Raw genomic sequence first — 26834 nt, forward strand, 5'->3', positions numbered from 1 at the left:
CCAAGCCAAATGTCTTCAGAAATTCGTAACTGAGTTTCAGGCTCTCGAACGGGTCGCGGCGGCATTCGTCCTGCTCGACGACGAACCACTCCACGCCGTTTCATGGCAGGCAGGGATGATTTCATTCCAGTTCAGGTTGCCTTGTCCCACTTCGGCGAAGATGGGCGCCCACATATCAACCGTGAAATCTTTGAGATGGACGGAGTTCATGCGTCCCGCCACTTTGCGAATCCAGGCGACAGGGTCGCCGCCGCCCATTTGAATCCAGTGTGTGTCAATCTCCACGCCGAGGTGATGAGAAGCGGTGGCTTCAAAAATCCATTCGAGAGCGGGGCGTCCATCGAAGCGGGTGAACTCGTAGTTGTGGTTGTGGTAGCTGATGGTGAAGCCCGCCGCCCTAACTTTTTCGCAGAGCGGGGAGGCTTCGTCAATGAAGCGTTGAAAACCTGCGCGTCCCTGTTGGGCATACGCTTGGGGCATCATCACGAGGATAATATTTTTCGTGCCGAGAATGCGGCATTGTTCGAGGCAGATTTCCAGGTTGGTAAGAAGCGGCTCGAAGTCAAAATGAATCGCGGAGACTTGCAAGCCCGCGTCATCCAGCATGGATTTGATTTCGGGCGCGGGGACGTGTTCAAGACTGGAAACTTCCACAAAGCGGTAGCCGATGGCACGAATTTTTTTCAGGCTTTCAGCAACATCTTCGGGTGTTTGCAGGAAGTTTCGGACGGTATACAGTTGAACGCTGATGGCGGGCATGGCTAACTCCATTGGAAAGCGATAGTGTGATATTGATTGCGTTTCTCACGCAAATCGACGTAGGCTTGCTGCGCGGCTTCGGGCTTGCGGACATCCGAAATCAGTTTGGCGGCGGGCAGTTTGCCGCGCGACATCAAATCGAAAACGGCGGCAACATCACGTGGTTGGCGGTCACGCGGCAGCAGGATGGACATTTCGCGGTCGAAGGCAGGCGGGTGCGGGAAGACGTAATCGAAGTCGGTACCGCCCTGCACAAGGAAACGCGCGCCGACGGGGTTAGGAGTGTCGTCCCATGCCAGGTCTTTGGCGGCAGGGATGAACGAACCCGCCACATTGGGCAAGCCCGTCGCGTCCACGAGAATATCCGCACCGTTGGGCAGGAAGCGGCGGAAGCCTTCGACAAGTGAATCGCCTGCGACAAACCCGCGCAAACCGAGCGAATCGGCAAACGCCACCCGCTCTGGCAGTCGGTCGGTGACGATGACTTCCGCGCCGCTGGCGGCATGACATAACGCCGAGAGCATTCCGATGGGACCCAAGCCGACGACGGCGACTTTCTCATGCGGCTGTGGCTTGGAAAGGCGCGTTCCATGAAAGGCAATCGCTGCGAGCCGCCCGATGGACGCTTCCAGTGTGGACAAGTTATCAGGAAGCAGGATCAGGTCACTCTCAGGTGCGAGCGCGTGGGCGATGTGTCCGCCCCAGGTGATGTTCACATCCGCCTTGCCCGTTCCCGTACACCAAACGCGTTGACCGACTTGAAAGCGGCAATCCGCGCCGACGGCGATGATTTTTCCCGTGAGCGAGTAGCCCGCGATGTAGGGGTAGGGCGCGGCTTCGGCGATTGTGCCTGCGAGCAGGCGTCCTTCGGTGCCTGGGCTGATGCAGGTATATTCGGATTGCACGATGACTTCTCCCGCGCCAGGGTCGGGGATGGCGACAGGTTGGAGCGAAACGGTGTGTTGGGCTGTGAAAAGAATGGCTTGGGTTTGCATGGGTATCCTGAGGATGCGGGCGAAGTCCCCCATTTTCCTGCTGTTGAAAATGGGGGCTTCATCAAGGAGAAAAGGAACTATGTTATTTTAGAATTTCCCCCGTGAAATGTCTGTCAGTTTTGTGTCTATGCTTGCAAGATTTGTGCGTTAATGGATGTACGGCTTCAACGTATCCCTTGCAATATAAAAGCCGCGCTTGACCAGATTTTCGTCGCCTTCAAAGGCGCGGTCTTCGTGTTCGATGCTGACCACGTCATCGTAGCGGGCGGCGGTGAGGGCGGCGAAGAATTTGCCCCAATTCATATCTCCCAGCCCAGGTAGGCGCGGAACTTGCCAGCCCATGCCTTGCGAAAGCGCGCCGTGCTGATAAAGCCCTTCGCGGTCAATGTGCAAGTCTTTGGCGTGGACGTGGAAGATGCGGCTTGAAAATTCGCGCACGACACGCTCGTAGTCAATCATTTGCAGGATGAGGTGTGAGGGGTCGAGGTTCAAGCCGAAATGCTCGTCAGGGATGATTTCCCACATCTTGCGCCAGATGGCGGGCGTACTGGCAAGGTTGTTTCCGCCTGGCCATTCATCGTAAGAGAAAAGCATGGGACAGTTTTCGATGGCAATTTTGATTCCGCGCTCTTTGGCAAACTGGACGATGGGCATCCAGACCTTTGCATATTCTTCGAGATTTTGCTCAATGGTCTTGTTCTTGTCCTTGCCGATGAATGTGCCGACGATGGGAACTTCCAGCAGCGCTGCGCCCGCAATGACCTGTTTGAGGTGGGCAATGACCGTTTCGCGGTGTTCGGCTTCGGGGTGGAGTGGATTCGAGTAGTAACCAAGTGATGAAATTTGCAACCCGAATCCGTCCAGCATGGCGCGGATTTCCTTTGCTTTGGCGGGTGTGAGGTCGGTCACGTCAATGTGGGTCACGCCCGCGTAACGGCGGGAGGCTTTTTGCTGGGGCCAGCAGGCGATTTCGATGGCTTGAAATTCGCTTTCCGCGCCCCATTGGGCGGCTTGTTCGAGAGTATTGTTTGGCAGGGCGGCAGTGAAAAATCCGAGTTTCATGGTGACTCCTTGCGACATGAATGTCGCGTTACGGGTTCAAAATTTCGGTGAACAAATCGATCAGCGGTTGGTTGGCGTTTTCGGGGGCAGGCAGGGCGTAGTAGCCTGGTCCCGCGTTTTTGTAGATGAAGTAATTGCCAAAGCGGGAATAGACCCAATACTGTGAGTTGAGGTTGTATTTCTCGAACAATGCAAGCACATCGCGGACGTACTCCAATCCGCCGCGCTGGGGGGCGAAGGCAAAGGGAGAAAGCCCCCACTCGCCGATGTTGACGGGGACGTTCGCGTCGAGATAAAACTGCAAGTTGTAGTCGCCTTCGGGGTCGAGCAGGCGCGTTTCGAGCGATTCGTGGGTGAAGGGGATAAATTCGCCTGCCGCCCAACGCAAGGTAAACCCGCCCGCGCCTTTGATTTCTTCGCCTTTCATCCAACCCTGGATTTGATAGGCGTAGCCCTGCCTAACAGGGAAGATGAGACGCGGCGCGCCAAACGGGACGGGGAAGGAGAGTGAGCCGAATCCGCTTTGGGCAATGACGGTGGTCTCCACTTGAGGTAGCGCTCCACTTTCATCCAGCGGCAGGAAATTCCAGTCGTAGAGCGTGAAGGGCGAATCGGATGGGTAGGTTTGGGCGTCGGGTTCGCGTCCTTCGATTTCGACAGCCATCAAAACAGAGGCGGTTCCATCGGGGGCGTATTCAATCAAGTCAAAGGCGTCGAAGATGAGCCTGCCTTCGTCAGGGGGCAGAAAAACCACTTGCGCGCCGACCATGCCAGAGTCAGGGATAAAGCGTTCGGTTTCGTATTGCGCCCAATCCGAATTACCTGATGGGACGGCGGGGGGAGCGAGCGGGTCGCCCAATTCCAGTTCCCAATCCCAGGGCATGATGGGTGTGAGCGGGTCGCCGTACTGTCCCTGCCAGCCGCGCCGCAAAAATTGGGCGGTGTAGTAATACGGCTCGTAGAAGTGAAAATCGTACATCACGTTTTGGGCGGGGTCGTCAATCAAAAAGGGCGTGGCAGTGGAAAGGTCTTGCTGAATGTCGAGCAGATGATTGGAGTCCACTGTGCGGATGGCAGTCGTTAATTCCTGCGCGTATGCCGTCCATAAATCGTTGCGTTCGTTCGTCCAGGGTTCGTTGAGCAGGTCGAAGGCGGCAATTTGGGTTTCGTCTTTATAGCGGGTTGCAATCTCCACCCACAGGGCTTGCAGGCGATCGCGGTAGTAGGGGTCTTCTTCCCAAAATTGTCCTTCATAATCGGGACCTTGATACTCGCCTTGCGGACGCATCATGCTCAGGATGATGTATACGCGGGCTTCCTTTGCCCAGGCGATTTGCTGATTCAACCAGTCCCAGCCTTCGGGCTTGTCGTAGAGGTAGGGATAATAATCGTGCTCGAAGAGGCGATACCAGATGTTCAGGCGGACGACATTCATGCCCATATCCGCCACGCGGAAATAATCTTCCTGCCTGAAATCTTTGGCGTTGAAGACGGCTTTGGGGTCTTCGCCTGAATCGCCCCAACCGTAGGCGGGGAAGTTGACTCCTGTCAGGCGGATGAGGGTTTGCGATCGCCTATGACCAAATCCCGACCTTTGGCGTGGACAAAGCCTTCAGGCAGGGGCGGCAGTGGCTCTCGCGTGGGGGTGGGTGGGACTTCGGTCGGCAGTTGTGCCGGCGTAGGCGAAACGACTGTAGCGGTGGATGAAATTTCTGTGGGTGCAGCAGGAAGTGCGGTCGTGGAGCTTTGGCAGGCGCTAAAAAGAAAGATGAGCGAGAACAAGCGCTTCATGGGAGGCTCCTTTTATGCAGACTGCCGAAGGTAGTAAACTTCGGCAGTCTGGGGGATACGAATCTACAAGGAAAAGTTTTGGAAGAAGCGCCACATTTCGGTGTTGGCGTCGATGTCGTAGCCTTTGCCTTCGCCAAACCAATCGTGGCCGCCGCCGTGGGCGCGGATGAGCGTCACGCGGGCGCGCGGATGTTCGCCCATATATTCGTAATATTCAAAAATGGGGCCGCTCTTGTCTTTGTGGCGATACAGGTCACGGAAGGGACGACTCACGCACCCGTTGGCTTGATTCCAAAACTGAATCATTTCCTCCACTGAGAGTCTGCCTGCGCGCCCTGCCCACGGGACGGTTGGGTCGGCGTCGCCGTGAATATGCAACATCGGGACGGGACGCCCCCATTGGGCCTTTTCGGCAATTTCGCGGACGAGCAATCCCGCTGACGAAGCAAACGCCGCCGCCCTGTCGCTGATTTCGCAAGCGAGACGCTGGGTCATCGCCCCGCCGTTGGAATGTCCACTGATGTAGATGCGGCGCGGGTCGATGTTGTAGTCGGCAACCAAAATATTGAGCAGGTTGTCGAAGAAGGCGACGTCGTCTACATGAGGGTTGAGTTCCGCGCCGACGTTCCAGGCATGGTCATCGGTTGGGACAGAGTTGGGATAGACGGCAATAAAGCCGAAGCGGTCAGAGAGGTTATCGAAGCCGTGCAGTTGGCTGGCTTCGGCTTCCAGTCCGTGCAGGAACATAACCAGTGGCACAGGTTGGGCGGGGTGATTGCCTTCGGGCAGGTGGATAAAATAATCGCGTAAAAAACCTTGCAGGGGAAAGTTCAATCGAAAGTTATTTGGCAATCCCGAAGCAACGGATTCGGCTTGAAATTGATACGCCCCGATGTCGGGGTTTTCTATGGGGCGGGGATGTCCGTTGTAGTCGTCGGTCAAACCTTCGAAACGGAGTCCAGCCGCGAGCGCGGGGGAAGCGCTCAAGGGGCGGAAATTTCCACGGGCGGCGTCCACAAGTTTCGGGTCAGCGTGAAGCGGATTCTTCATCTCGCCTGGATGGTCATTGGTTCCAAAGGTCAGGTTGTTTTTGAAGACGGCGCAACTGACGGGGGTATCTTCCCGAAAAGCAATTTGCCAGAGGCGATTTTGGCTGACGATGTTGTTTTGAATCAAAATATTTTCGGCTTCGTAGTTTTCGAGCCAGATGCCGCCGCCTTCATCGCGCGCGCCGTTGTTGACAATGGTGTTGTTGAAGATGCTGATATTGCGAATGGGTTGGTGTTCAACATCGCCATACCAGCCGACCACCACGCCCGTGCGCCCGTTGCGGAAGATGAGGTTGTTGTAGATTTTGATTTCTTCCAGCAAGCCGCCCTCTTCAGAAGCGACGGCGAATCCATCCCAGGCGTTGTCGTGGGCGAGGTTGGCGTAATATTCAATATTGCGGGTCAGGGTGTTCCACGATTCGGCGTAGAAGCCGACACGATTCATGTGGTGGATATCGTTGTGATGTACCTTGCCGTTGGAGGAGCCGTGTTTTATGTCAATGCCTTCACCGCCTTCGCTGCCAGGTCCGCCATGATGGACGTGATTATGACTCACTTCAAACTCATCCGTGCCAGCGACGGTGAGGCACTCCTGCCCGCCGTCGTTGCAGGCGAGTTCGATTTCGTTGCCTGTGACGATCACTTTGTAACTGCGCCACACGCCAATGCCTGATGCAACCGTGTTGCAGGTATAGTTGCCTTCGACGAGGATGTTGTCGGAATCTTTGACGAGAATGCCCGAATTATCGCGGTTGGGTCCCGCATTGATGACGCGCAATCCCCTTGACGATGATATGCGAACGTTCTTCGATTTGGAACAAGCCGCCCATTTGCAAAGGATGCCCGATGTGCGCGCCAACCCAATCGTGGGTGGGATGCGGTTTGCGCGGCGCTTTGGGTGTGTCGGAGGGCAGTTGAATCTCCGCGCCGTTGAGGGTGACAACTTCGCCAGGGTAGGCGGCGTAGGTGATGGGCTTGCCTTCTTCCCCTGAACGCTGGGGGCGTACCCATTCAGCATATTCGCCTGTGCGGATGAGGACGGTTTCGCCGGCTTGCAGGGTTTCGGCGGCATATTGGATGGTGCGCCAGGGTTGGGCTTCGGTTCCAGGGTTGGTATCGGAGCCAGTTGGAGAAACGTAGAAGGTGTCAGGTGTCATGGGTCAGGTCTCAGGGTGGAAGGTGGAAGGTTACAGGTTGCAAGATACGAGTTACGAGATACGAATCACCAATCTCTAATCTCTATTCTCTATTCTCTATTCATCCCTTCACCGAGCCGAGTTTAATGCCCGTGACGAAGTAGCGTTGCAGGAAGGGGTAAAGTACCATGATGGGGATGGTGGTAACGAAAATCATTGCGCCGCGCAGGGAGCGCTGGGAGAGCATGTCAATTTTGGTTAAGTCCATGTTCAGGTTGGAACTGTTCAGGTCAACCACCACGGTTCGCAGGTAGGTTTGGAGGGGATAGTTGTTGGGGTCGGTCATGAAAATCATGCCGTCGAACCAGGCGTTCCAGTGCCAGACAGCGGCAAAGAGAGTCAGGGTTGCTAGGGCGGGGATGGAAAGCGGAACGTAAATCTTCCACAAAATCTGCCAGTGGGTTGCGCCGTCCAGCAGGGCGGCTTCTTCCAGTTCCTGTGGGATTTCCTTGAAAAAGTTCAGCAACAGGATGACGCTCCAGACGGAAACGCCAGGCACAATCAACGCCCAGATGGTGTTGATCAAACCCAGATTGCGGATGACCATGAAGAAGGGAATCAAGCCGCCGTCGAAAAGCATGGTGAAGACGAGAATCCACATGAAGAAGTTGCGTCCCTTGAATTGCCGCGCAGTTTTGGAGAGCGGGTAGGCGGTGATGATGGTGAGAAACTGGCTGATAACGACGCCCAAGACCGTGCGCTCAGTCGAAATCCAGAATGCGCGATAGATGGCGGACGATTTGAAAATGACAAAGTAGTTTTCCAGCGTAAAGTTGATGGGCCAAAAGGTGACATATCCACCCATGACCGCCGAGTTATCGCTGAGCGAAATCGCCAGAAGGTTAAGCATGGGCGCGAGCGAAATGAAACTCAACACGGCGATGAAGGCATAGTTGAAAATGTCGAACAGGGTGTTGCGCCAGTCTTTTTCTTGAATCATGGCACGCGCTCCTAGAAGATTTTGTAGCCAGCGTATTTATCCGCCAGCCTGTAGGAAATGACAATGAGAATGAATCCGATGATGGACTTGAACAAGCCCGCCGCCGCCGCAACCCCGTATTTTGCGTCAATCAGTCCCATGCGATAGACGTAGGTGTCAATGATGTCGCCTGTCTGATAGACGGTGGGATTATAGAGATTGAAGATTTGGTCGAAACCGCCCTGCAAAATATCGCCCAGACTGAGACAAGCCATCAGGATAATGATGGGCAGGATGGTTGGAATGGAAATGTAAAGAACCCGCTGAAAACGGCTTGCGCCGTCAATGGCGGCGGCTTCGTAAAGACCAGGGTCAACACTGGTCAGCGCAGCCATATAGATAATCATGCCCCAGCCCGCTTCCTTCCACAGACTGGTGAGAATAACGGTCGGGCGGAACCAGTCATTGTTGCCGAGAAAGATAATCGGTTCCATACCAAGCCCTTCCTGCGCCTTGCCAACCAGCCCCATGGGCGAGAGAATTTCCATCAAGATACCGCCCAGCACCACCCACGAAAGAAAGTGCGGCATATACAAAAAATTCTGCATGGTGCGTTTGAACCACATCACGCGAAGTTCATTGAACAGAAGCGCCAGCATGATGGCGGCAATTTGTCCGCTGACCAATTTGGAGACGGCGATGATGAGCGTGTTGGCACTGACGCGCGGGAAGGTGGCAGAGTTGTACAAACGCATGAAGTTTGCCATCCCCACCCAGGGTGAACCGTCGAATCCCAGCCCAGGGTTGAACTTTTGAAACGCCATCACCACGCCATACATCGGATAATAGGCAAAAATGGCAAACAGAATCAGCGTGGGCAGGAGCATGGCATAGAGAATCCAATTCCGCTGGAGGTAGGCTTTGAATTTGGGGGTGAAAAACTCTGGTGAGCGCATGGGCATTCCCTTTGAAAATAATGGGATAAACCGCCCCGCAGTCCTAACAAAACCTGCGGGGCGGCAAGACGTACCTATTCTAACGACTTACTGAACCGACTGCCACCACTCGTTCACTTCGGCGGTAATCTGTTCGCCACCAGCAGCTTTCCAGTTGGCGATGTATTCATCATAGGCTTCGAGCGGTTTCTGCCCTGTGATGATGGAGAGACAGACTTCGGTCTCCTGGTCTACCAAGTCTGACCAGACTTCTTCCATGGTGGGGGTGGGTTGACCTTTGAACTGATCGAGCAAGCCTTCTTCCTGGCTCTTGGCGATAATGAAGACCTTGGCTTCGTGGCGCAGAACTCAGACGGGGTCGGCAAACTGAGCCGACTGGAAGGCGTCGCGCTGGTCTTCGGGGATTTCCTTCCATGCGGTCAGGTCGTGATTCATCATCTCGCCCAGAATGCTTGGGCTGTGATAGCCGCCCGAGCGGGTTCCAAGCGGACCCACCGCCCAGAAGGACCATTCCGCGTCGGTCGGTTCATAAGCGCCATCCGTGATATTGTAGTTGATGCCATCCCAGCCATGCATACGCGAGCCGACGGTTTCTTCCAATTCGATGCGCCAGTTGGTCAGTTCAATCCACTCTTTGGCGTGTTCAAAAGTCTTGGGACAACAGAAGCGTCCCACCCAAGGCGATTCGGTCTGCTTGAAACGTCCCTTGGGTCCAGCGGGAACGTCTAGGAAGAGCCATTCCGCGCCTGTGTCGCTGACCGAAGCGCGGTTGGCGCCCCAGACGGCGTTGAACTGCAAGCCGCAGCGTCCCGAAGCCAGGTCGGGGGTCAGTTCGTCAGGACCAATCGCATAAAAGTCTTTGCGGAAAACGCCATCGGCGTACCATTGGTTCAGGAGGGCAAGCACTTCTTTGACAGCGGGTTTGATACCGTCATACTCCAGCGAGCCATCCGCTGCCTTGCTCCATCCGAAAGAACCCCAATTCATGCTGATGCCGTAGCCGCACCAGAGCGGATCAATGCTGCCATACCAAGACTTGCGGAATTCCTTATTGGCAAGCAAGCCATAGGTATCGGGACCGCCCAATTTGGCTTCGGCAAAGGCGATGGCGGTGTCATGAACGTCCTGCCAGGTTTCGGGGGCTTTCAATCCGAGTTTATCGAGCCAATCTTTGCGTACCCACAGGATGACATCATCGTGACCCGCGTCTTGAACATGCGGAATGCCATAGCGTTTGCCGTTGACGGTGACATGTCGCCAGGCTTCCTTGCCTGCGGCTTCCACGGTGGCTTTCCACTTCGGGCTGGCGTACTGGTCCCAAATGGGGCCGATGTCAAGCAGCATATCAGCTTCCACCATCTGAACGAAAATATCATCGGGGACATCCTGCAGGATGTCAGGCAGGTCGTTGGCAGCCATTGCCAGGTTGAACTTCTGCGCCTGCTCATCGGATTCAACCCACGTAATTTTGTTGACAAAGTTGACGCCGAACAGGGCAGCCATCGAGCGCGTCCAAACATTGTTATCCAGATCATCGCCTTCGGGCAGGAAGGCAACTTCCGAGTCGGTGGGGCGGGCGGTGGTGATGGTGATGGGTTCTACCAGCGGATATTGTCCAGGCACATCGGGCAGGGCGGTTGTCCAGCCTTTGGGGTTATCGGGACTGCCGGGCAGGGGAACGCCCGCCGCATTGAGCAAGTCAGCGGCTTTCTTGGGCAGGACAGGGGCTTCGGTTGCCACCACGGCTGCTTCGGTGGGCATGGGCGTTTCGGTCAGTTTTGGCGCGCAGGCGGCAAGAGCGGCAGCGCCACCAGCCAAGCCAGTGATGCGCAGAAAATCACGACGTGAAAGTTTTCGAGTTGTCATTTCTTCTCCTTATTTTTTGAATGGTATCAACAGGATGGACATTGAAAAAACTTGACATTAATTTTATCCAACCACCTCCTGCAATAGACTTGAATAATTCCTAACATATTCGGCAACATCAATCAGCGGCGCGATCCAATATTGATCCTGCCGCGCTTTGAGCCATGCGATAAGTTCTTCGTGCGCGGATTTTTCCATGTGAAGCGGATGGGTTTCCTTGCCGATGCCGTGAAAATTAAAGACGATCCATCCGCCGTTTTGAGCGGATTGCTCGATCAGGGCTTTTACTGCGCTGACGGGTCGGGTGGTCACGTCGCCGCTGAAATGACCAATTTGCATTAAGTTGATTCCGTCCGCAGGCTGGGCAATTTTCTCGTTCTGCGGTCCGCGCGCCGCCACAAAGTACGGGCGCAGGAGTTCATCCATTTGGATTTCATTTTCGCCTGAGCCAATGGTGGTGTCGCAGCAGGTGTTGCCGTAGGTGCGTTCGGTTTTTCCATCCAGCAAATGTAGGCAGGTGTTGACCACTTCCATCTCGGCGCGGAAACGGTCTGGGGTGTATTGCGCCCAGTCCATCCAATCCATCACCCAGGGACGTTTGGCAGTTTTACGGCAGGAATGAAAAATGGTGTGGTTGCCCAGTTCATGTCCATTGGCGGCGGCTTCACGCCAGCGCGGAATAATCTCAACGTTGAGATTGTCCAATTCCAAATAGAATGTGGCGCGCAAGCCCGCTTCGGTCAATGATGGAGCTGTGTAACTTGCCTGAATCGGTAAGCCATCATCGTAAGTCAACGAGACAGCGCATTGTTTATTGTCCAACCAGCGGAAGGCGTTTTCAGACATGTTGTTCCTTTTTTGATGTCAATGCGAGACGGCGCACTCCTGCCGAAGCCATCTCATTTTTAATGGTTCAATTTTTCTCGAAATAAAGCGACTAAAACTTGATTGGCATGTTCATCGGCTGGGTATTCGCCGCGATTGTCGTACAGGGCAAAATCTGCCGCGCCTGAATACACCCAGTATTGCGAGTTGATGTTGTATTTTTGTATAAGTCCAGACGGTCAGCCAGCATTTGCCGTCCGCCGCGCCCGCCTTTGAAGGCGTGGGGCGAAAGCCCGTACTCGCCGATATTCACAGGGACATTTTTATCCATGTAAAACTGCAAGCCGTATTCGCCCAGTAATCTTTCTTCGATGGTCTTATTGATGAAAGGAACAAAGAAGTCGCCTTTGTTGTATTCCAGCGTCAGAAATTCCAACCCGCCGCTGATGGCATACGTGCAGCTCTGTTTGACGGGGAAGGCGAGCATTTCGCATTTGAAATGATTCGGGGAGGAACCTGCCCAGGATTTTTTGGCAACAGGAAACGGGTCGTCAGAAACGGAAGCGGAAACAGGCAGCGGCGCAGACTCAGGTCGGGCGGGTTCATCCACCACCTGGACACGAATCAAAAGGTGACGAGTCCCATCTGCTTCGATTTCGTGGATGGTGAATTCATCCAGTCCATCCAGCGTTTTTGCCAGCGGCATGAGACCCGCGACATGGTCGTCTATCACTTTGAACGCCGCGCCGCAAGGTTGACCTTCGCGCCATGTCCACGGCAGGATGGGGGTTTGCGGGTCGCCGTAGCGCCCTTGAAAACCATAGCGCCAGAACTGGGTGGAATAGCGCCAGGGTTCGTAGCAGTGAAAATCGTACATTAGGTTGTCGTCGGGTAGGGAAAAGGGAATCATGGTGGCGACATCCTGCTCGACATCCAGCATGTGATTTTTATCCACGCTGCGAATGGCTTCCACCAATTCCCGCGCATACGTTACCCAAAGTTGGTTGCGGTTGTTGGTGAAGGGTTCATTGAACAGACTGAACGCCGCGATTTGCGTTTCATTGCGATAACGGCGGGCAATCTCCACCCACAGGGCTTTGAGCCGCTCGCGGGGTTCGGGGTTTTCCCAAAAGTCACCGTCATAGCCTGGAGCCTGATAGCCGCCCTGGGGCGCATGAATATCTGGCATGAGATAGACCCCCGCTGCGCGCGCCGCGTTGACTTGTTCATCCAACCAGTCCCAGCCTTCGGCGTCGTAGTGATAAGGATTTTCGTCCCGCTCGAATAAAAGGTAGGACATGTTCAGGCGCACAACATTCATGCCCAGCCCAGCCACGCGCCGATAATCTTCGGCGCGGAAGTTATGTGCGCCCAAAATTTCCTGGCGGGTATAGCCTGAGCGTTTCCAGCCGTAGGCGGGGAAGTTGATTCCCGTCAAGCGGATGGTTTCCGTGCCGCGCATGAGCAAACGTCCGCTGGCGCGGATGAAATCTTTGGGAGCAGGGTCAGAGTGTTTTTTCATAGGACGATTACTGATACCAGTGTAATTTGGTTTGAGAAGGGGTTCTGTCAGTTTGGTGACGGGGGTTGATAATTTTGTGCTAGGGTGGGTCAAAGGTCACAGACGGAAGGCGGCGGCTTTGATTTGCATTTCTATCCGCGCCGATTGAATGGCGTTTGCCGACATGCCTGCCTGTTCCATGCCTAGCACCACCGCGCCGACAACGGGCGGGGCTTGCATGTTCAGGTATGTGGCTTTGGGGATGACGCTGTCCACTTTGGCGGTAACCAAGCTTTTGAGCGAAGGCGTGCCGCGAAACAACCCGCCGATGAGAATCACATCGGGCGATGAATGCGCCACGTTGATTTGACGCGCTACGGCAATGACCATTTCACCCAGTTCATCGCCTGCCCATTTGAGCAAGTCCAGCGCAACTTTATCACCCTGCGCGGCGCACTCAAAAATCAGCGGCGCGGAATCGGCGGCGAGCAGGTAGCTTTTTTCGCTCAAGCCTTCAATCAAATCAGCCAGATTTTTCGCGCCTGTCTTTTTGATGAAGGCTTGCGTCAGGGCGGTAGCCTGTCCGCGTCCCGTCCACTCGTAGGCAACTAGGTGCGTAGCGCGGTCAACCAGTTCGGAGCCGCCCGCGTACTCGCCGAGTTCATCGCCATAGCCTGTGACCCGTCCATACTCGCCGCGTTGGTTGCGTCCCCAACAGTTGCAGCCCGTCCCCGCCACAAGTGAAATCCCCCAGCCATGACGGGCGTTTGCCAACAATCCCAGAACTGAATCGTTGACAATTTCGCGCGGGGCTTTCAGGTCAATGGCGGCCTCAATCGCTTGCAAGGTCTTTGCCTTTTGCGAGTCCCAATCGTAGCCCGCCACGCCAAAGCCCGCGCCGCTGATTTGTTTGACCGTCAGTTTAGCTTGCGTCAGGGCTTGCTCCACAGCCTGATTCACTACGCCGCCAAATTTTTCATAACCAATCAGACCAGGATTTCCGCGCCCTGCCCTGCCCAGTGATAGGATTTCGCCGCGGTCACTGGCAATCATTGCATGGGTCTTGGTGGCGCCTACGTCCACGCCAAGAAAGTATTTTGTCATTTTGATAACTCCAGCATTTGCCCAAACGTAATCAGATTAATTCCATTGTCTTTAATTTTTCCAAGTATCAGTGGATGGAGCAGTAAGGAGAGTTCCACCGCACGCTGGCTGTTGTAACTGCTGATCTGTTTGAGCGACTCGTCTGCCAGTGCGGGGTGACTCATTAACTCGGTCACGCCTTCCTTGAGATTTTCAAGAGAATGTTGCAATATTTCCAGAGTGACTTTTTCATCGTAAAAATAGCCCACAAAATCATCAGGGAAAAGAACGCGTGCGTTCTTCGTCTGTTTACGCGGACTGAGTCCAGCGGGCCAATCTTTAGGCAGAGTCACATAATCTCCAGGCATGGATTGAGTAATTTCCCAAAACGGCAGGCGCACGGCGCAATGATATTCCGCCGCCAGTTCGAGCATGGCTTCAAAAAACGGATAGGTGATATACGACGAATTGTGATGACTATCCAAATGGTCAGGCTTTTTGCCAGCCATCTGAATGAAGCGTTCGATTTGTGCCCGCCACTCGGCTTTGACTTCCGCCGCGGGGATGGACGCCGCCTGCTCGCGCAAAACTGATTCGCGCGGAAAACGTATCCCGTCCGAAAGGCGCATTAGCGCAGGCAATTTCTCTGGCTGTAAAAGTGGTATCCCAGCCGTCAGAGTGAGATGAACGCCCAATCCCAAATTGGGGCATTGCTCCGCAGCCATCTCCAGTGCGGGTCGGGCGTCGGGCATGTTCATCATCGTCGTCGTGGACGTGAGAATTCCTTCCAGGTGCGCCTTGCGAATCCCTGCTGAAACCGAAGGGTGCAGTCCGTAATCATCTGCGTTTACAATCAAATATTTCATAATTTCCTTTGCTCTTCCAACGTCACCCGCCGCGCGCGCCAGCGATATTTTTTTGCTGGTCGGCATACAACTCACGCACGCGGGCTTCGTCGCCTTCAAAACCGCACTTGACGCAGTAAAACATTACGCCTTCGCGCAATAAAACTACATCGTTCTCACGCGCAAAACAAACGGGGCAGCGCAAAATTATATTTTCTCGATGTTCAGCCATGTCCGCATCACCTTCCCAGCCCGCAGCGCGCCGTTCAACGTCAGCGTGAAATATGGGCTGAACAAATACCCTTCCATCACCGCGCCCGACTCACAGGTCCCTTCAGCTTGCAGGCTAATTTTTGTCTGGATTTGTGGGATCTGCGCCGCGACAGCCGTTACCGCTTCCGAGCGGATTTCGCGGCTGCGATATTCGTAACGCATCTCTTCTGATGTTTTGCCTGATACTGTTAAAATGACATTTCTCAAATCTTCGGGATATTCCGTCAGCCCCCAACACGCCTTGACATATTCCTGCGCCCGCACATCTTCGCCTTCGAGCAATTTGCGCTCGATGAGAATTTTGCCGCCTCCCAAAAAGCGGTATGTGGTTTCGATGGACACACGCGTCCCGTCCGAGAAAGTCAAAGTGGCGGGAGTCAAACGCAGGGCGGTTTCACTTTCAGCGCGGGTCACTTCCGCCACCTTCACGCGCACGTTTGCCAAATCCAGCGTTTCGTCCTTGTGCGTGACAAGCAAAGTTGTGCGCGAACCATCGGCATAGTGATATGAATTGCCCGTGCGGTGCTGGGACTGAATCAAATACGGGTACGAGCCGTACCAGAGCGCCTTTGCGTCTGCGCCTGTATGTGATTCGATTTGGGCGGCATACGGGCGCAAGTCGCCAATCGAGCCGCCTTGTGTAGGGTCAATCAATATACGGGTGAATGAATCGAGATACCAGAAATAATGCTTGCCCGTACCATAGAGCATTTCCTTTGCAAGCGCAACCTGTGGCTTGCCGATGGGTATGTTATCCCGATACCACGCGGCGAACTCGCTCATCTTCATATCGGTTGCCTGCCCCAGTTTTCGCAACTCAACAAAGTATTCCAAAAATTCGCGGTACAGCCCTTGCGTCACATCGTCTGTATCCTGAATACTAGAGTCGTTCGACATCCATGCGGGTCCCACGAAAATATGGACGTAGGCAAAACCATCGTTGAAGTCCGCTTGCAGGCGGTGCTGGTCGACCAGATTGTACATGTACGGGTTGTTCATGCCGTCATTCGCCATCGCCCGCTGGACGTTGGCGGGGTGCGTGGCAAAAAAGTCATTGCGCCCTTCGTAGGAGAGAACCAGGTCACGGCTCAGATGCGGCACGGCGACAATCCCCAGCGAGTCGGCTTCATTTTGCGCAGGGCGCAGCGAGTGCGTTCTGGACGGATACCACGGCGCCCATGGCATCCCTTCGCTGAACAGATACCATGAATTGTTACAACCGTGATAAACGCGCACGCCTTCTTCAAAACAACCCGCCACCGCAATCTGAATCGACGGCGCGAGTTCCTTGAGAATCCGCAGCGACTCAGCGTCAAGGTGGTACGAACCCACAGAAACAGGGTCAACCCCAAAGGTGGCTTTGAAGCGGGTCAGTACCTGTTCGATGATTCGGCGCTTCTCGTCATCTGCATACAACCAGATGAACGGCTCGTGCCTTCCATCAGCGGAGTCGGCGGCGGGGGGCAGGTTCATGAACCAGACGCCCAACTCGTCGCCGAAGTCGTTGGCGTAGGTCTTCAACTCGGCGACCGTTTCTTCATCGCACAGCGATTGGTAATCCACGAGTAGGGTCACTTTAAGTCCCAAGTCGTGCGCCATGCGCTGCTGCAAAGCAAACGAAGCGCGTTGGGAAGGGTTTTCGGCGGGGCGGTGCAGGAGATTGAAATAGAGCATGGAGTTTTCCGTTTTGCTTTTGTGTGGCGCGACTGGAAAGTTGCGACACTGCCAGCATATCATTGGGCGCAAAACGGCTCTGTCAGTTTTGTGACTGGTTTTGTGGTTTTTGGGAAGGGTTTTTTCTACTCGAATCCGCAAGCTTCGAGCGTTTTTCTTTGTTTCAAAATTTGTTCACTAATTCCAATACTTCCCCATAAACCAACTCCCCCGCTTCATCTTCAGACATCTCATCCAAATCTGGCACAGACCAGTAGATGACCTTCTCCGCAAACTCAGGGAACTGCTCCGCCAGCATCGGCGCGTGATCACGCTGGTAGAGCGCAATCACCATATCCGATTCGCGCAGTTCGTCCGCTGTCACCCGCTGGGGAAATTCATCCACGCGGCGCGGCGAAATTCCATAGCGAGTCAACACGCGCAAGGCAAACTTCGAGAAACTGCCGACGTTGCCGTTGTTTTCAAATGAAGTTGACAACCCGCGTGAAAACGCCCGTGCAGTTAATCCCTGCTTTTCGACAAAGTGATTGAACATCTCTTCCGCCATGCGACTGCGGTAGTAATTGCCTGTGCAGAGAAAAAGGATTTTGGAATGGGGTATAATTTTTTACCACAAAGTGTCACAAAGGGGCACGAAGGAAAATCTTTTAAACCTTTGTGCTCCTTCGTGGTTAAACGGTTTTACCCATTCGCCTTCTGATACACTCTGGGCGAAACCCCCACCACCTGTCGAAAGACCTGACAAAAATAGCTGACATTCTGAAAGCCCACCGAAAACGCCACATCGGTCACATTGATTCTACCTTCTGCCAACAGCGTCCGCGCGCGGTGAATGCGGTAACGGTTGAGATAATCCTGGAACGAAATCCCCGCTTCCTTGTGAAAACTGCGCGAGAAATAGCCCGCGCTCACACCCACATAACGCGCCACATCTTCACGCGAAAGCGGCTCGTCATAATGCTCCTGAATGTACGCAATCGACTTGCGCATCAGCGCCCGCATATCGCCCGAAAGCCCATCCTGACTGCGCGAGAGCGCCTTGCGCAATTGTGCCAGCACTTCGTCCGTCCGCAGCAAACCTTTGTTCAGCACCGCTTCCACCCGCCCGCGCAGACGCGCCATGTCCGCTTCTGAAAGCGCCTGCCCCGTCAGAATAATCACAGGGATGGAGCGCGTTGTCTCCTGCTTCTGCATTGTCTCCAGCACGCGAAAACCGTCCATGCCGGGCATCCCCAAATCGAGCATCACCAAATCGGGCGGCTGGCGGCGCATCCGTTCCAGTGCGTCTTCGCCGTTTTCGGCAGTCGCCACCTTCGCAAACGGAATCTGCTCGCGAATGAGTTGCGCGTGCATCTCCAACAACATCGGTTCATCATCCACTAATAGGATGGATGACTCTTTCGGGCTTGACGCTGCCAACGGAGCGGATTCCATGCCCAAGCCTTGACTCTGCTCGACGGGCAGCGATTCCACCGCGCCGAGAATGGGTACGCTAAAGAAAAACTCTGAGCCACGCTGCGAGTCTGACCGTACCCCAATCTCGCCCCCGTGCATATCCACCAGACGTTTGCAAAGCGCAAGCCCAATGCCCATGCCCGCGAAGCGTTGCTCCTGCGTGCGGCTCGACTGGTAGAACTCGCCGAAAATCATCTTCTGTTCTTCGAGCGGAACGCCCGCGCCCGTATCGCGCACCGATACTAGCACATCGCCCACCCGCGCCGATAGCATCACCATCACTCCGCCCGCAGACGTAAATTTGACCGCGTTGGTGAGCAGGTTCAGGACAATCTGCCGCAGCCGCGCCGAATCTCCCCAAACGGCGGGCAGGCTCGGGGGAGTCTGAAGCGTCCACGCCAAGCCCTTTTCAGCGGCGAGCTGTTTTCCAATCTCCAAAACAGGTTGCAAGGTTTGATTCAAATCCAATGGCTCGCGGGTGAGTTTGAGTTGCCCGATATCGTCGCGGGTCAAATCCAGCACGTCGCGGATGAGCGCGTCGAGGTGGCGGGCGCTGCCGTGAATTCGTTGCAGGGATGGGCTATCCTGCCCGTCATGCAAGAGCCGCTCGCTATCGGTGACGATGATTCTCAGCGGCGTTTGCAGCTCATGGCTGACGGTGGAAAGGAAGCGGCTCTTCATCTGCCCCGCTTCTTCGGCGGCTTTCAGACCATCGAGCGCGCCCTGATACAACCGAGCCAGACGCAACGCCACTTTGATTTGCTGGGTAATCGCCCCATAAGATTCGAGATGTTCCGTGTCGAACACGGCGTAACCTGAAAGCTGAGCTTCGCCGCCCAATGGGAGCAAGGTCAGCGCGAAGGGTTTGTCGGCGCGGTACACGCCTTTGGGCGGAAACTCCTGCGGTTGGTTGCGAAGCGAATGTTTTTTCTCGCCCAACACCACCTGAAAATCGCTGCTCTCTGGCAGTCCGTCCATATCCGTGCGGAAAAAAGCCAGCGAAAGATGGTGAATGTCCATCTCTGGCAAACTCTCGGCAAGGATGTCATAGACCTGCTGTTCGTTCAACGCGGTCAGCAGGCGCGAACTGAGCAAGCCCATCTGGTTGGCGCGTGTGCGCTGGTTTTCGAGATACTCGCGGCGCTGATGTTGAATGGCTTCGGCAACCGTCTCGCGGGCTTCGGCAATCAGGAACTCGATAAAGCGGATTTGCGATTCGGGCAGTTTGTATTCCCGCATCCAATCCTGCAAGCGCACAATCGCCCAACGCCACGCATACACGTCATCCTTGATGAAAACGATAAAGCGCAGCACGTCATCCAGCGCGGCACGGAAGGGGCAGGCTCATTGGTTTTATTGCGCGGACAAAGCCCATCGCCAACCTGTCGCATAATCCCAGGGCTTCGTCTTCTTTTAAATACAATGCAAATGGCAGGATGGCACGAGTCATCTCGTCTGCCAGGGAATGCGGTTCCAGCAGGCTGGCAGATTTCAGGTTGACTTGAGGCGCGTCCGCGCGCCAATCCTGTTTGGCTCCGCACCCGCACGATTGGCGGATGACCAGTCGCGGCATCACCTTTACGCTGGCGGGCGGATGTTCGGGGTCTTGAATTTGGCGCAGCAACAAATCCGCTGCCTGCCTGCCCAACTCGAAGGCGGAATATCCAATGGTGGTGAGCGGTGGCTGACTAAGCGCGGCGTTGGCGGTATCGTCAAAGCCGATGACGGCTACATCGCCCGGAACGGAAAGTTCTGCTTCGCGCAGGGCATGAATCACGCCCACCGCCGCAATATCCCCGCTGACCAAAATGGCGGTGAAAGGCGCTCCTGTCGCCAGAATTTTTTGAACCGCTTGAACGCCACCATCAAAAGCATAGTCGCCCATCTCGATAAGCGCAGGGGAGTTGTTCAAGCCGTGTTGATGCACGAAATCCTGATACGCCCGCAAGCGTTGACCGCTGTCACCATCCATATCGTCGGCATGACCGCCAATGAAGGCAATGCTCTCGTGTCCGTGTTCGAGCAGGTGAGTCATCGCCAGTTGAATGCCAACGGCATTGTCAATCAACACCGAAGAAACCGTGTCCGCGCCACCAATGGTGACAAACGGAAAGTTGTTGGCGCGTAATTTTTCCACATAGTCCAGCATGGGCTTGCCCACCAGAGGGCTGGCAAGAATCAGACCATCTGTGTTCCAATCACCGACGGGCACATAATCCACCGTTGGGTTGTAGATGGGCAAAGCAGGGCGCACAGCAATTGGAAACTCAGAAGGACTCATCCCACAGGCGAGCAACAGATTTGATTGCCGCTCCTGCGCGGTACGCAAAATTCCCTGCGCTAGTTCGCCGTAGTAATCCGCCAACATGGTGCGCTCGTACACATGCCAACCTGAAAGAAAGCCAATAGTGGTGCGGTGATCTTTTTACGATGGGGAGTGGTCATGGGGTGATTCTACTACCAGTAAGGAGAGACATTGTGCCCGTATGGGTATTAATCTCGCCCTACCGTTACAGGCAGCGTAGACTCTGCCAAAGCCTTCATCTCTTCGGGATTCAATGCGCGGTCATAAACTGCCAATCCGCCCAGTAGACCGCGATACCAATTGCCCCCATTGAAATAGGAACGCGCAAAATGACCGTCAAAAGTAAAGCCCACCATGCACCATTCATGGAAGGGAACGGAAGTCGTGCTTGCTGAAACATCTTCGCAGTAGCGCCGTCCTGCGGTTGACCCGCCCAAATGCGAAACATGCCCACCGACGTTATCCGCCGCGCCACCTGTGATGATGATGTTCAGGAAAAGGCAGTATTGTCGCTGCTTCTCGGTCTCGTTCCAGATTCCCGCAATCGCTTCGGGCGGCGGCGCTTCGTCGGGCGAGTCGTTCACCTGACGATAGCGGTTAATCCACGCAATTAACGTCAGCGCAGAGTTCTCCCCGTGACGGTGAAGCCCTGCACATTCCCGATTCGGAATCTCCAACCATGCCTGCCGCGAAAGCCAGACGGACTGATTTCCGAAAATCCCTTCGTTCATGCGGAAGACGGGGCCGTTGCGCTCGCATAAATGATATGGATATTTTCCCTTTGCAATCAAATCGCTGTCTGATGCACCTTGAAAATCCCAAAAAGATAGAATACCTAGAATGTTAAGTGGGTGAGTCATGGGAAATCTCCAAACATAGGATACCCCATGTCAAACTATTTGAATATCAAAAATATGATGTTTTTTATTATGAAAATGCTGTACTGGGTTCAACCGCAATCGATACTGTACCTATTCTCCAAAGCACGCAGTCAGTGCATAAAAATAATGCTTCACTTCATCCGAACTAAATACTGGTATATAGCCCACCTTCAACCGGCTCTTCAGTTCATGCAACCTAGTTTATTGGGAAAAATATATCGTTTCGATGTGTATCAAAAAGAAGATATGCTGGTGCAGGTTTGGGTTTATCTTAAATATCAGTTCTCTGATCGCGGGTTCATACAAAGAAGCCCGATAGTGGAACTCGCGGTGCGTAACTGTTTTTCACCCTTTTTTTGCTCGAAAATTGGCAAAAAGAAACAAAACCGCCTTTAGGGGGTTTTTCAATTAATTTTGCGCGGCCCTGACGGGGATAGAAATCACGATTAGCCTCTGTTTTTCGTCACGAATGATAAAATCTTTGTCTGTTGTAGGTTTTTTACGCACATAATGCAACTGAGTTACAAAAATTGAGTTTGAGATATGCCACACAATCACCTTGTTCCTAAACGAGCATGTAAGTGTCGTATTGTTGCCGGGTCCTGATGGGGATAGAAATCACAATTAGTCTCTATATTCAGTCACGAATGATAAAATCTTGTCTGTTGTAGGTTTTTTACGCACATAATGCAATGAGTTACAATTGAGTTTGAGATATGCCTTCACAATCACCTTGTTCTCCCTAAACGAGCATGTAAAAAGTGTCGTATTGTGTGTATCCCTGCCCCCAAGGGTTCATATCCCCTATTTGATCAATTACACCCTAACTTAGATAGTAGTACTTATTTTAGACTTCTTCTATCGACACAACGGAAAGACCTGTTAGCCACAGCAACTAAAATTTAGCAATTGCAGAGCCTGTTATGTGGCCGAAATAGGACAGGTGCCGTTGCCAATTTTCACCTCATAACTGCAATCAGATCTGTCCGGCGCGGCATATATCATGAATACGGGTAAATTTCGACCCGCAAACGTAGGCGGCACGTAGGCGGCAAAAGCGGGACTATTTGTTGATAAAAGAAGCGCCACTTGAGAGATCGTCTCACAAAGTGGCGCTTTCTTTTATAATAATGAAACCATGAAACCAAACCGCTTCCCGATCCCGTTCCTCTTTCACTTGGGTTTGTTGCACGCATCGTTGGCATTGCGGTGATTGCTGATTACGCAAACTTACACACCCTTCGCATGTGGGGTGGACTGTTGAACGAAGTTGCAATCTTACTGTTTATTGGGATGACAGTTTATTCTGTTTGCAAGAGTTTGAGAGCAAAGGCATAATTATGCAAACCGATATTCTTCTCAAGCGATTGCAAACCTTTGAATTCCTGCGTGGACTGGATCACGAGACTGTTCCACTCTGTCAAAGAGTGCCGTCTGGAAAGTGTTCCTCCTGATGCAGTAGTGTTCTGGGAAGGGGATACGGAAACTAATTTATATTACATGCAATATGGCTCGTTGAAAGTATTGAAGACTTCGCCAGAAGGTCGAGAACAGGTCTTGCGTTTCCTGGATGCGGGTGAAATATTTAATGAAATCGGCGTGTTCGTCAAGCGTGCAAATCCCGCCACTGCGATTGTGCTGGAGGAATCGGGGATCTGGTTACTGCCGCGTCAGGCATTGGAAGATGTTTTATTGGCACATCTACGCACAGCGTTACAGATCATGGAAAGCATGGCGGATCGCTTCATCAGCCTTGTGGCGTTGACAGCGGATTTGTCCCTGCGAACCGTGGAAGCACGGTTCGCAAAACTTTTGCTTGAACAAGCCGAAGGGGATGTGATCGAACGACGGCGCTGGACAAATCAAACAGAAATGGCGTCGCACCTTGGCACTGTGCCAGATGTATTGAGTCGCGTGATCCGCGAATTGACGAAGGTGGGAATCATTGAAATGGACAAACAATACATCCGTATTTTGAATCGTGAGGAATTAACGAAGCGGGCAATGATGTAAGTAAATCCCGCTCGATTTCATCATTTTATGGAATTGCTGTGCCAGTTTCGATGAGGGTTGGAGTCGCCTGCGGAGTGAGGGTCATGAATCCGTGTTGATAATTCAGTTGATTAATATCCCATTTCGTTTTCATATAGGTGAGAATAAAGCTGATCTCCCAATCTGCCAGCCTGTTCTTGAATGCTGGCATGTAAATGGGTTTATCCAGGTTACGACCTTCTTTTATAGTTTTCATGAGGTCTTGCTCGGAATATTGCCAGGCTTTTCCGCCACCATCAAGCGGCGGTGGGAGATGTGAACCATCTGCCAAATTTGTCTGCCATGCGGGGTTGCCAGCCAGATCCGCCCCATGACATTGGGCACAGTGATGTTGATACAGCCATTCGCCACCTTGAACATGCGCAGGGGCAAGAGTCACAGCGCAGATCACTGGCGTATAAGTTGCCCCCGCCAAAATTTGCGCGCTGATCGGCATACCGTTCTTGAGCAAGTAACGCAAATCTGCGCTCATCTCAGAAGGCGGAGTGCCATGTTGCCAGTTCATGATTACATAACCACTGCGGTCAATCACTGTGATGAAACCTGAATGGTCTACGGAATAGTTATCTTTTGATTCAGAATTTATTTTATAGTAGATATTAAAGGCGCTGGTGATCAGATCAATTTCTTCGCGGGTTCCTGTTGCCCCAATGAAACTTGGAGCAAATAACTGCACATACTGACCAAGTTTTTCGGGTGTATCGCGGTTTGGATCAACAGAGACAAATATCACCTGTACCTGTGCGGCTTCTTCAGGAGATAAATTACCCAATGTCAGTTTTAGGTTTGCCAATGAAGTGGGGCAGACATCGGGGCAGGATGTGTATCCGAAATACAACAGGGTTATCTTGCCGCGATGATCACTGAGGCGAACAGGTCCCGAATCTGCGCGCAAAAGGATCTCAGCCGCCAGTTTGGGGTCCTGCAATACCGAACCATGGAATTGATATTGCGCAGAGTATTGAAAGCCCCAAATGCCCAGGATGGCTAACAAGAAAACGATAATCAGGATGACGAAGACTTTTTTCATTGGATTCCCTTTCGATTCCGAATAATGCCTACTATACCGAAAAAGCCAAACTCCGTCTTTGTTCCATCGCAAAGATGGCAGGATCAAAATAGCCTGGAACATTACCAGCTTATGAATACTCATACTTCTCGGAGTAAAATAGAAATATGAGTATTACAACAAAAGAGATAAAACAAGTCGTTGTTTTTCAAAGCGCAACAGAAAATGAGTTGCAACTCATTCTGAAAAACAGCATTATTCGCTCAATTGAAGAAAATGAATTCTTCTTCATTCAAGGCGAAGCCGCGCAATATTTGTACATACTCACCAGTGGACAGATCAAACTCATGCAATCCAGTCCCAATGGACAGCAGGTCAACCTGCGGACAATCCACCCGTGGCAAATGTTTGGCGCGCTGGGAGCTGTCCGCAAGGAAGCCACCTACCCCGCCACCGCGCAGGCATTGGAAGACAGCTCTGCGCTTGCCATTGACAGCAGATTCCTGCGCAAAATGCTGGAGACAAGTCCGCACATTTCACTTGACATGATGACCCTGATGACCTCCTACATTCAGGAAATGCAGGCGCGATACCGCGAACTCGCAACGGAGCGGGTTGAGCAAAGAGTCGCCAACGCGCTGATTCGCCTGGCTGGGCAATCAAGCATAAGGTCAGAACAAGATGCGGGGATCGTTCTATCGTTCTCAAGGCAGGATGTGGCAGAGATGACTGGCACAACGCTTTACACAGTCAGCCGCCTGCTCAGCGAATGGGAGCGGCAACAGATCATTGAAACGGCCAGGGAAAAGATCAAGATCATCAAGCCGCATGACCTGGTACGCATTGCAGACAACTAGGAAAAATAGTCATCACAAATTCTGTTTGCGGTAGCGCAAAGACAAACCACGCAGAATCGGTAAAATCAAAATATGAAATTACAACTCCGTTTTCTACCCTTTCTTGCATTTGCCATCCTCGCCCTGCTTTTTGCAATGTGGGCGGGTTTGCTCCGCATGGGCTGGGCGCTGCCCGCCTTCGACAACCTTGCCATCGCGCACGGACCATTAATGGTCTCTGGATTCCTCGGCGTGTTGATTCCGCTCGAACGAGCCGTTGCCATCCGCCAAAAGTGGATGTTCGGCGTGCCGATCATCGCTGGGGTTGGCTGGGTCAGCCTGTTGTTTGCGCCGCGCGTCGGCGCGGTCTTGCTCACACTCGGCAGCCTCGGCACACTGGCGATCCTGGGCGTGATGGTCAAACGCGAGCCACACATCCACACCATCACCATGGGCGTCGGTGCGCTTGCTTTCGTGGTCGGCAATTTTTTGTGGATGATGGGACTTCCCATCTTCCAGATCGTTTTCTGGTGGATGACCTTTCTCGTGCTGACGATCGGCGGTGAACGGCTCGAACTCAGCCGAGTGCTGAAACCAACCCCCGGGCAGATTCGCCTCTTCAGCCTGGTCGCTGCCGCGCTTGTGGCTGGGGCAATCCTCGCCACCTTTGACTTGAACTCCGGGTCACGCCTCGGCGGCGCTGCTATGCTAGGGCTTGGATTCTGGTTTCTGCGCTACGACCTCGCTTCACGCAACATCCGTCACCCCAACCCATTGACGCGCTACATCGCCATCTGTCTCTTCGGCGGGTACTTCTGGCTGGTAATTGCGGGCGGCATGTTTTTGTATCATGGAGCGCTCTACGCGGGTCCGCTCTATGATGCCGCCCTGCACGCGGTTTTCGTCGGCTTCGTGTTTGCCATGATCTTCGGTCATGCTCCCATCATCTTCCCCGCCATTCTGGGAGCGCAGATCAAGTTTTACCCCGTGTTCTACGCCCATCTCATTCTGCTGCACCTATCGCTCATCACGCGCATCGTCGGAGACTTGACCAATCAAATGGAGATCCGCAAATGGGGCGGACTGCTCAATGAAACCGCCATTCTGCTCTTTCTGGCGTTGACAGTTTTTCCATTGTCAAAGGGAGGAAGGAATAATGCCCACCATCACGCGTTGGTTTATCAAAGCCGCACTCGTCTCCCTCGTTTTGGGTTTGGCGGCGGGAATTTGGCAGCAGGTCGCGAGCGCTGCGGGGATGTTCCCCGTTTACCTACACCTGTTGACCTTCGGCTGGCTGACCCAATTGATCTTCGGCGTCGCCATCTGGATGTTTCCAATGCACAGCAAAGAACATCCGCGCGGACCTGAGTGGCTGGTCTGGAGCGTTTTTGCACACTCAATTTGGGGTTGCTTCTGAGAGTCGTCTTCGAACCGCTTCAAAGCCTTTCGCCCACAACTTTGGGCGCATGGGCGCTTGTTGCCGCCTCAATTCTGCAATGGTA

The 26834-nt window shown here is 53.5% G+C and carries 25 protein-coding genes; 3 read left to right on the forward strand and 22 right to left on the reverse strand.

From position 1 onward, the window contains the following. Positions 1 to 36: 36 nt before the first annotated feature. The 21 genes from IPL71_RS03760 to IPL71_RS03860 all read right to left on the reverse strand — a co-directional run bounded on the left by IPL71_RS03760 (position 37) and on the right by IPL71_RS03860 (position 21414). Positions 37 to 759, reverse strand: coding sequence for a sugar phosphate isomerase/epimerase family protein (locus IPL71_RS03760; protein ID WP_345319007.1), 723 nt, complete (start codon positions 757 to 759; stop codon positions 37 to 39). A gap of 2 nt (positions 760 to 761) precedes the next feature. Next, entirely contained in the window at positions 762 to 1754 is a 993-nt protein-coding gene (locus IPL71_RS03765; RefSeq protein ID WP_345319009.1) for an alcohol dehydrogenase catalytic domain-containing protein, read from the reverse strand. A 147-nt stretch (positions 1755 to 1901) separates the two neighbouring features. Beyond that, complete coding sequence (locus tag IPL71_RS03770; RefSeq protein WP_345319011.1) at positions 1902 to 2816, reverse strand: sugar phosphate isomerase/epimerase family protein; 915 nt, start codon at positions 2814 to 2816, stop codon at positions 1902 to 1904. 28 nt (positions 2817 to 2844) lie between these two features. After that, the gene (locus IPL71_RS03775) at positions 2845 to 4266 is read right to left on the reverse strand and encodes a glycoside hydrolase family 5 protein (protein WP_345319013.1); all 1422 of its coding nucleotides are present in this window, start codon (positions 4264 to 4266) and stop codon (positions 2845 to 2847) included. 98 nt (positions 4267 to 4364) lie between these two features. Next, complete coding sequence (locus tag IPL71_RS03780) at positions 4365 to 4607, reverse strand: hypothetical protein (RefSeq protein WP_345319015.1); 243 nt, start codon at positions 4605 to 4607, stop codon at positions 4365 to 4367. 63 nt (positions 4608 to 4670) lie between these two features. Next, positions 4671 to 6434 carry an extracellular catalytic domain type 1 short-chain-length polyhydroxyalkanoate depolymerase gene (locus IPL71_RS03785; protein ID WP_345319017.1) on the reverse strand — a complete coding sequence of 588 codons (1764 nt, stop codon included), beginning with the start codon at positions 6432 to 6434 and terminating at the stop codon, positions 4671 to 4673. After that, positions 6400 to 6813, reverse strand: a complete 414-nt coding sequence (locus IPL71_RS03790) for a right-handed parallel beta-helix repeat-containing protein (protein WP_345319019.1) — start codon at positions 6811 to 6813, stop codon at positions 6400 to 6402. Before IPL71_RS03790 ends, IPL71_RS03785 begins: the two co-directional genes overlap by 35 nt. A gap of 100 nt (positions 6814 to 6913) precedes the next feature. Beyond that, positions 6914 to 7792 (reverse strand): carbohydrate ABC transporter permease, encoded by an 879-nt coding sequence (locus tag IPL71_RS03795; RefSeq protein WP_345319021.1) that lies wholly within the window; start codon positions 7790 to 7792, stop codon positions 6914 to 6916. Positions 7793 to 7803: 11 nt separating this feature from the next. Further along, positions 7804 to 8727 carry an ABC transporter permease gene (locus IPL71_RS03800; protein ID WP_345319023.1) on the reverse strand — a complete coding sequence of 308 codons (924 nt, stop codon included), beginning with the start codon at positions 8725 to 8727 and terminating at the stop codon, positions 7804 to 7806. Between the two features lie 87 nt (positions 8728 to 8814). Beyond that, a complete protein-coding gene (locus IPL71_RS03805) occupies positions 8815 to 9021 on the reverse strand; it encodes a hypothetical protein (protein ID WP_345319025.1) in 207 nt (68 codons plus the stop codon). 54 nt (positions 9022 to 9075) lie between these two features. Next, positions 9076 to 10593: an extracellular solute-binding protein gene (locus IPL71_RS03810; RefSeq protein ID WP_345319027.1), complete on the reverse strand. Its 1518-nt coding sequence runs from the start codon at positions 10591 to 10593 to the stop codon at positions 9076 to 9078. A 63-nt stretch (positions 10594 to 10656) separates the two neighbouring features. Further along, the gene (locus tag IPL71_RS03815) at positions 10657 to 11439 is read right to left on the reverse strand and encodes a polysaccharide deacetylase family protein (RefSeq protein WP_345319029.1); all 783 of its coding nucleotides are present in this window, start codon (positions 11437 to 11439) and stop codon (positions 10657 to 10659) included. Positions 11440 to 11530: 91 nt separating this feature from the next. Then, the gene (locus IPL71_RS03820) at positions 11531 to 12940 is read right to left on the reverse strand and encodes a glycoside hydrolase family 5 protein (RefSeq protein ID WP_345319031.1); all 1410 of its coding nucleotides are present in this window, start codon (positions 12938 to 12940) and stop codon (positions 11531 to 11533) included. 96 nt (positions 12941 to 13036) lie between these two features. Further along, positions 13037 to 14023 (reverse strand): N-acetylglucosamine kinase, encoded by a 987-nt coding sequence (locus IPL71_RS03825; protein ID WP_345319032.1) that lies wholly within the window; start codon positions 14021 to 14023, stop codon positions 13037 to 13039. Then, positions 14020 to 14868 carry a carbohydrate deacetylase gene (locus IPL71_RS03830; protein WP_345319034.1) on the reverse strand — a complete coding sequence of 283 codons (849 nt, stop codon included), beginning with the start codon at positions 14866 to 14868 and terminating at the stop codon, positions 14020 to 14022. The genes IPL71_RS03825 and IPL71_RS03830 overlap by 4 nt, the downstream gene beginning before the upstream one ends. Before the next feature lie 22 nt (positions 14869 to 14890). Further along, positions 14891 to 15079 (reverse strand): hypothetical protein, encoded by a 189-nt coding sequence (locus tag IPL71_RS03835; RefSeq protein ID WP_345319036.1) that lies wholly within the window; start codon positions 15077 to 15079, stop codon positions 14891 to 14893. Further along, positions 15055 to 16794, reverse strand: coding sequence for a DUF3863 domain-containing protein (locus IPL71_RS03840; RefSeq protein WP_345319038.1), 1740 nt, complete (start codon positions 16792 to 16794; stop codon positions 15055 to 15057). Before IPL71_RS03840 ends, IPL71_RS03835 begins: the two co-directional genes overlap by 25 nt. A 163-nt stretch (positions 16795 to 16957) precedes the next feature. Beyond that, entirely contained in the window at positions 16958 to 17398 is a 441-nt protein-coding gene (locus IPL71_RS03845; RefSeq protein ID WP_345319121.1) for an arsenate-mycothiol transferase ArsC, read from the reverse strand. A gap of 77 nt (positions 17399 to 17475) precedes the next feature. After that, positions 17476 to 19563: an ATP-binding protein gene (locus tag IPL71_RS03850; protein ID WP_345319040.1), complete on the reverse strand. Its 2088-nt coding sequence runs from the start codon at positions 19561 to 19563 to the stop codon at positions 17476 to 17478. 1 nt (position 19564) lies between these two features. Further along, a complete protein-coding gene (locus tag IPL71_RS03855; RefSeq protein WP_345319042.1) occupies positions 19565 to 20632 on the reverse strand; it encodes a LacI family DNA-binding transcriptional regulator in 1068 nt (355 codons plus the stop codon). A gap of 110 nt (positions 20633 to 20742) precedes the next feature. Further along, positions 20743 to 21414: a hypothetical protein gene (locus IPL71_RS03860; RefSeq protein WP_345319044.1), complete on the reverse strand. Its 672-nt coding sequence runs from the start codon at positions 21412 to 21414 to the stop codon at positions 20743 to 20745. Between the two features lie 1410 nt (positions 21415 to 22824). Between IPL71_RS03860 and IPL71_RS03865 the strand changes: the two genes are divergently transcribed. Next, positions 22825 to 23448, forward strand: a complete 624-nt coding sequence (locus tag IPL71_RS03865; protein ID WP_345319045.1) for a Crp/Fnr family transcriptional regulator — start codon at positions 22825 to 22827, stop codon at positions 23446 to 23448. 25 nt (positions 23449 to 23473) lie between these two features. On the opposite strand, the gene IPL71_RS03870 is transcribed toward IPL71_RS03865, so the two are convergent. After that, positions 23474 to 24517 carry an SCO family protein gene (locus tag IPL71_RS03870; protein ID WP_345319047.1) on the reverse strand — a complete coding sequence of 348 codons (1044 nt, stop codon included), beginning with the start codon at positions 24515 to 24517 and terminating at the stop codon, positions 23474 to 23476. 146 nt (positions 24518 to 24663) lie between these two features. Here IPL71_RS03870 and IPL71_RS03875 point away from each other — a divergent pair, with 146 nt between their 5' ends. After that, a complete protein-coding gene (locus IPL71_RS03875; RefSeq protein ID WP_345319049.1) occupies positions 24664 to 25353 on the forward strand; it encodes a Crp/Fnr family transcriptional regulator in 690 nt (229 codons plus the stop codon). A 72-nt stretch (positions 25354 to 25425) separates the two neighbouring features. Next, a complete protein-coding gene (locus IPL71_RS03880; protein ID WP_345319051.1) occupies positions 25426 to 26700 on the forward strand; it encodes a DUF8744 domain-containing protein in 1275 nt (424 codons plus the stop codon). The last annotated feature ends 134 nt before the right edge of the window (positions 26701 to 26834 follow it).

It is taken from the genome of Candidatus Villigracilis proximus, assembly GCF_016717045.1.
GTDB classification, from domain to species: domain Bacteria; phylum Chloroflexota; class Anaerolineae; order Anaerolineales; family Villigracilaceae; genus Villigracilis; species Villigracilis proximus.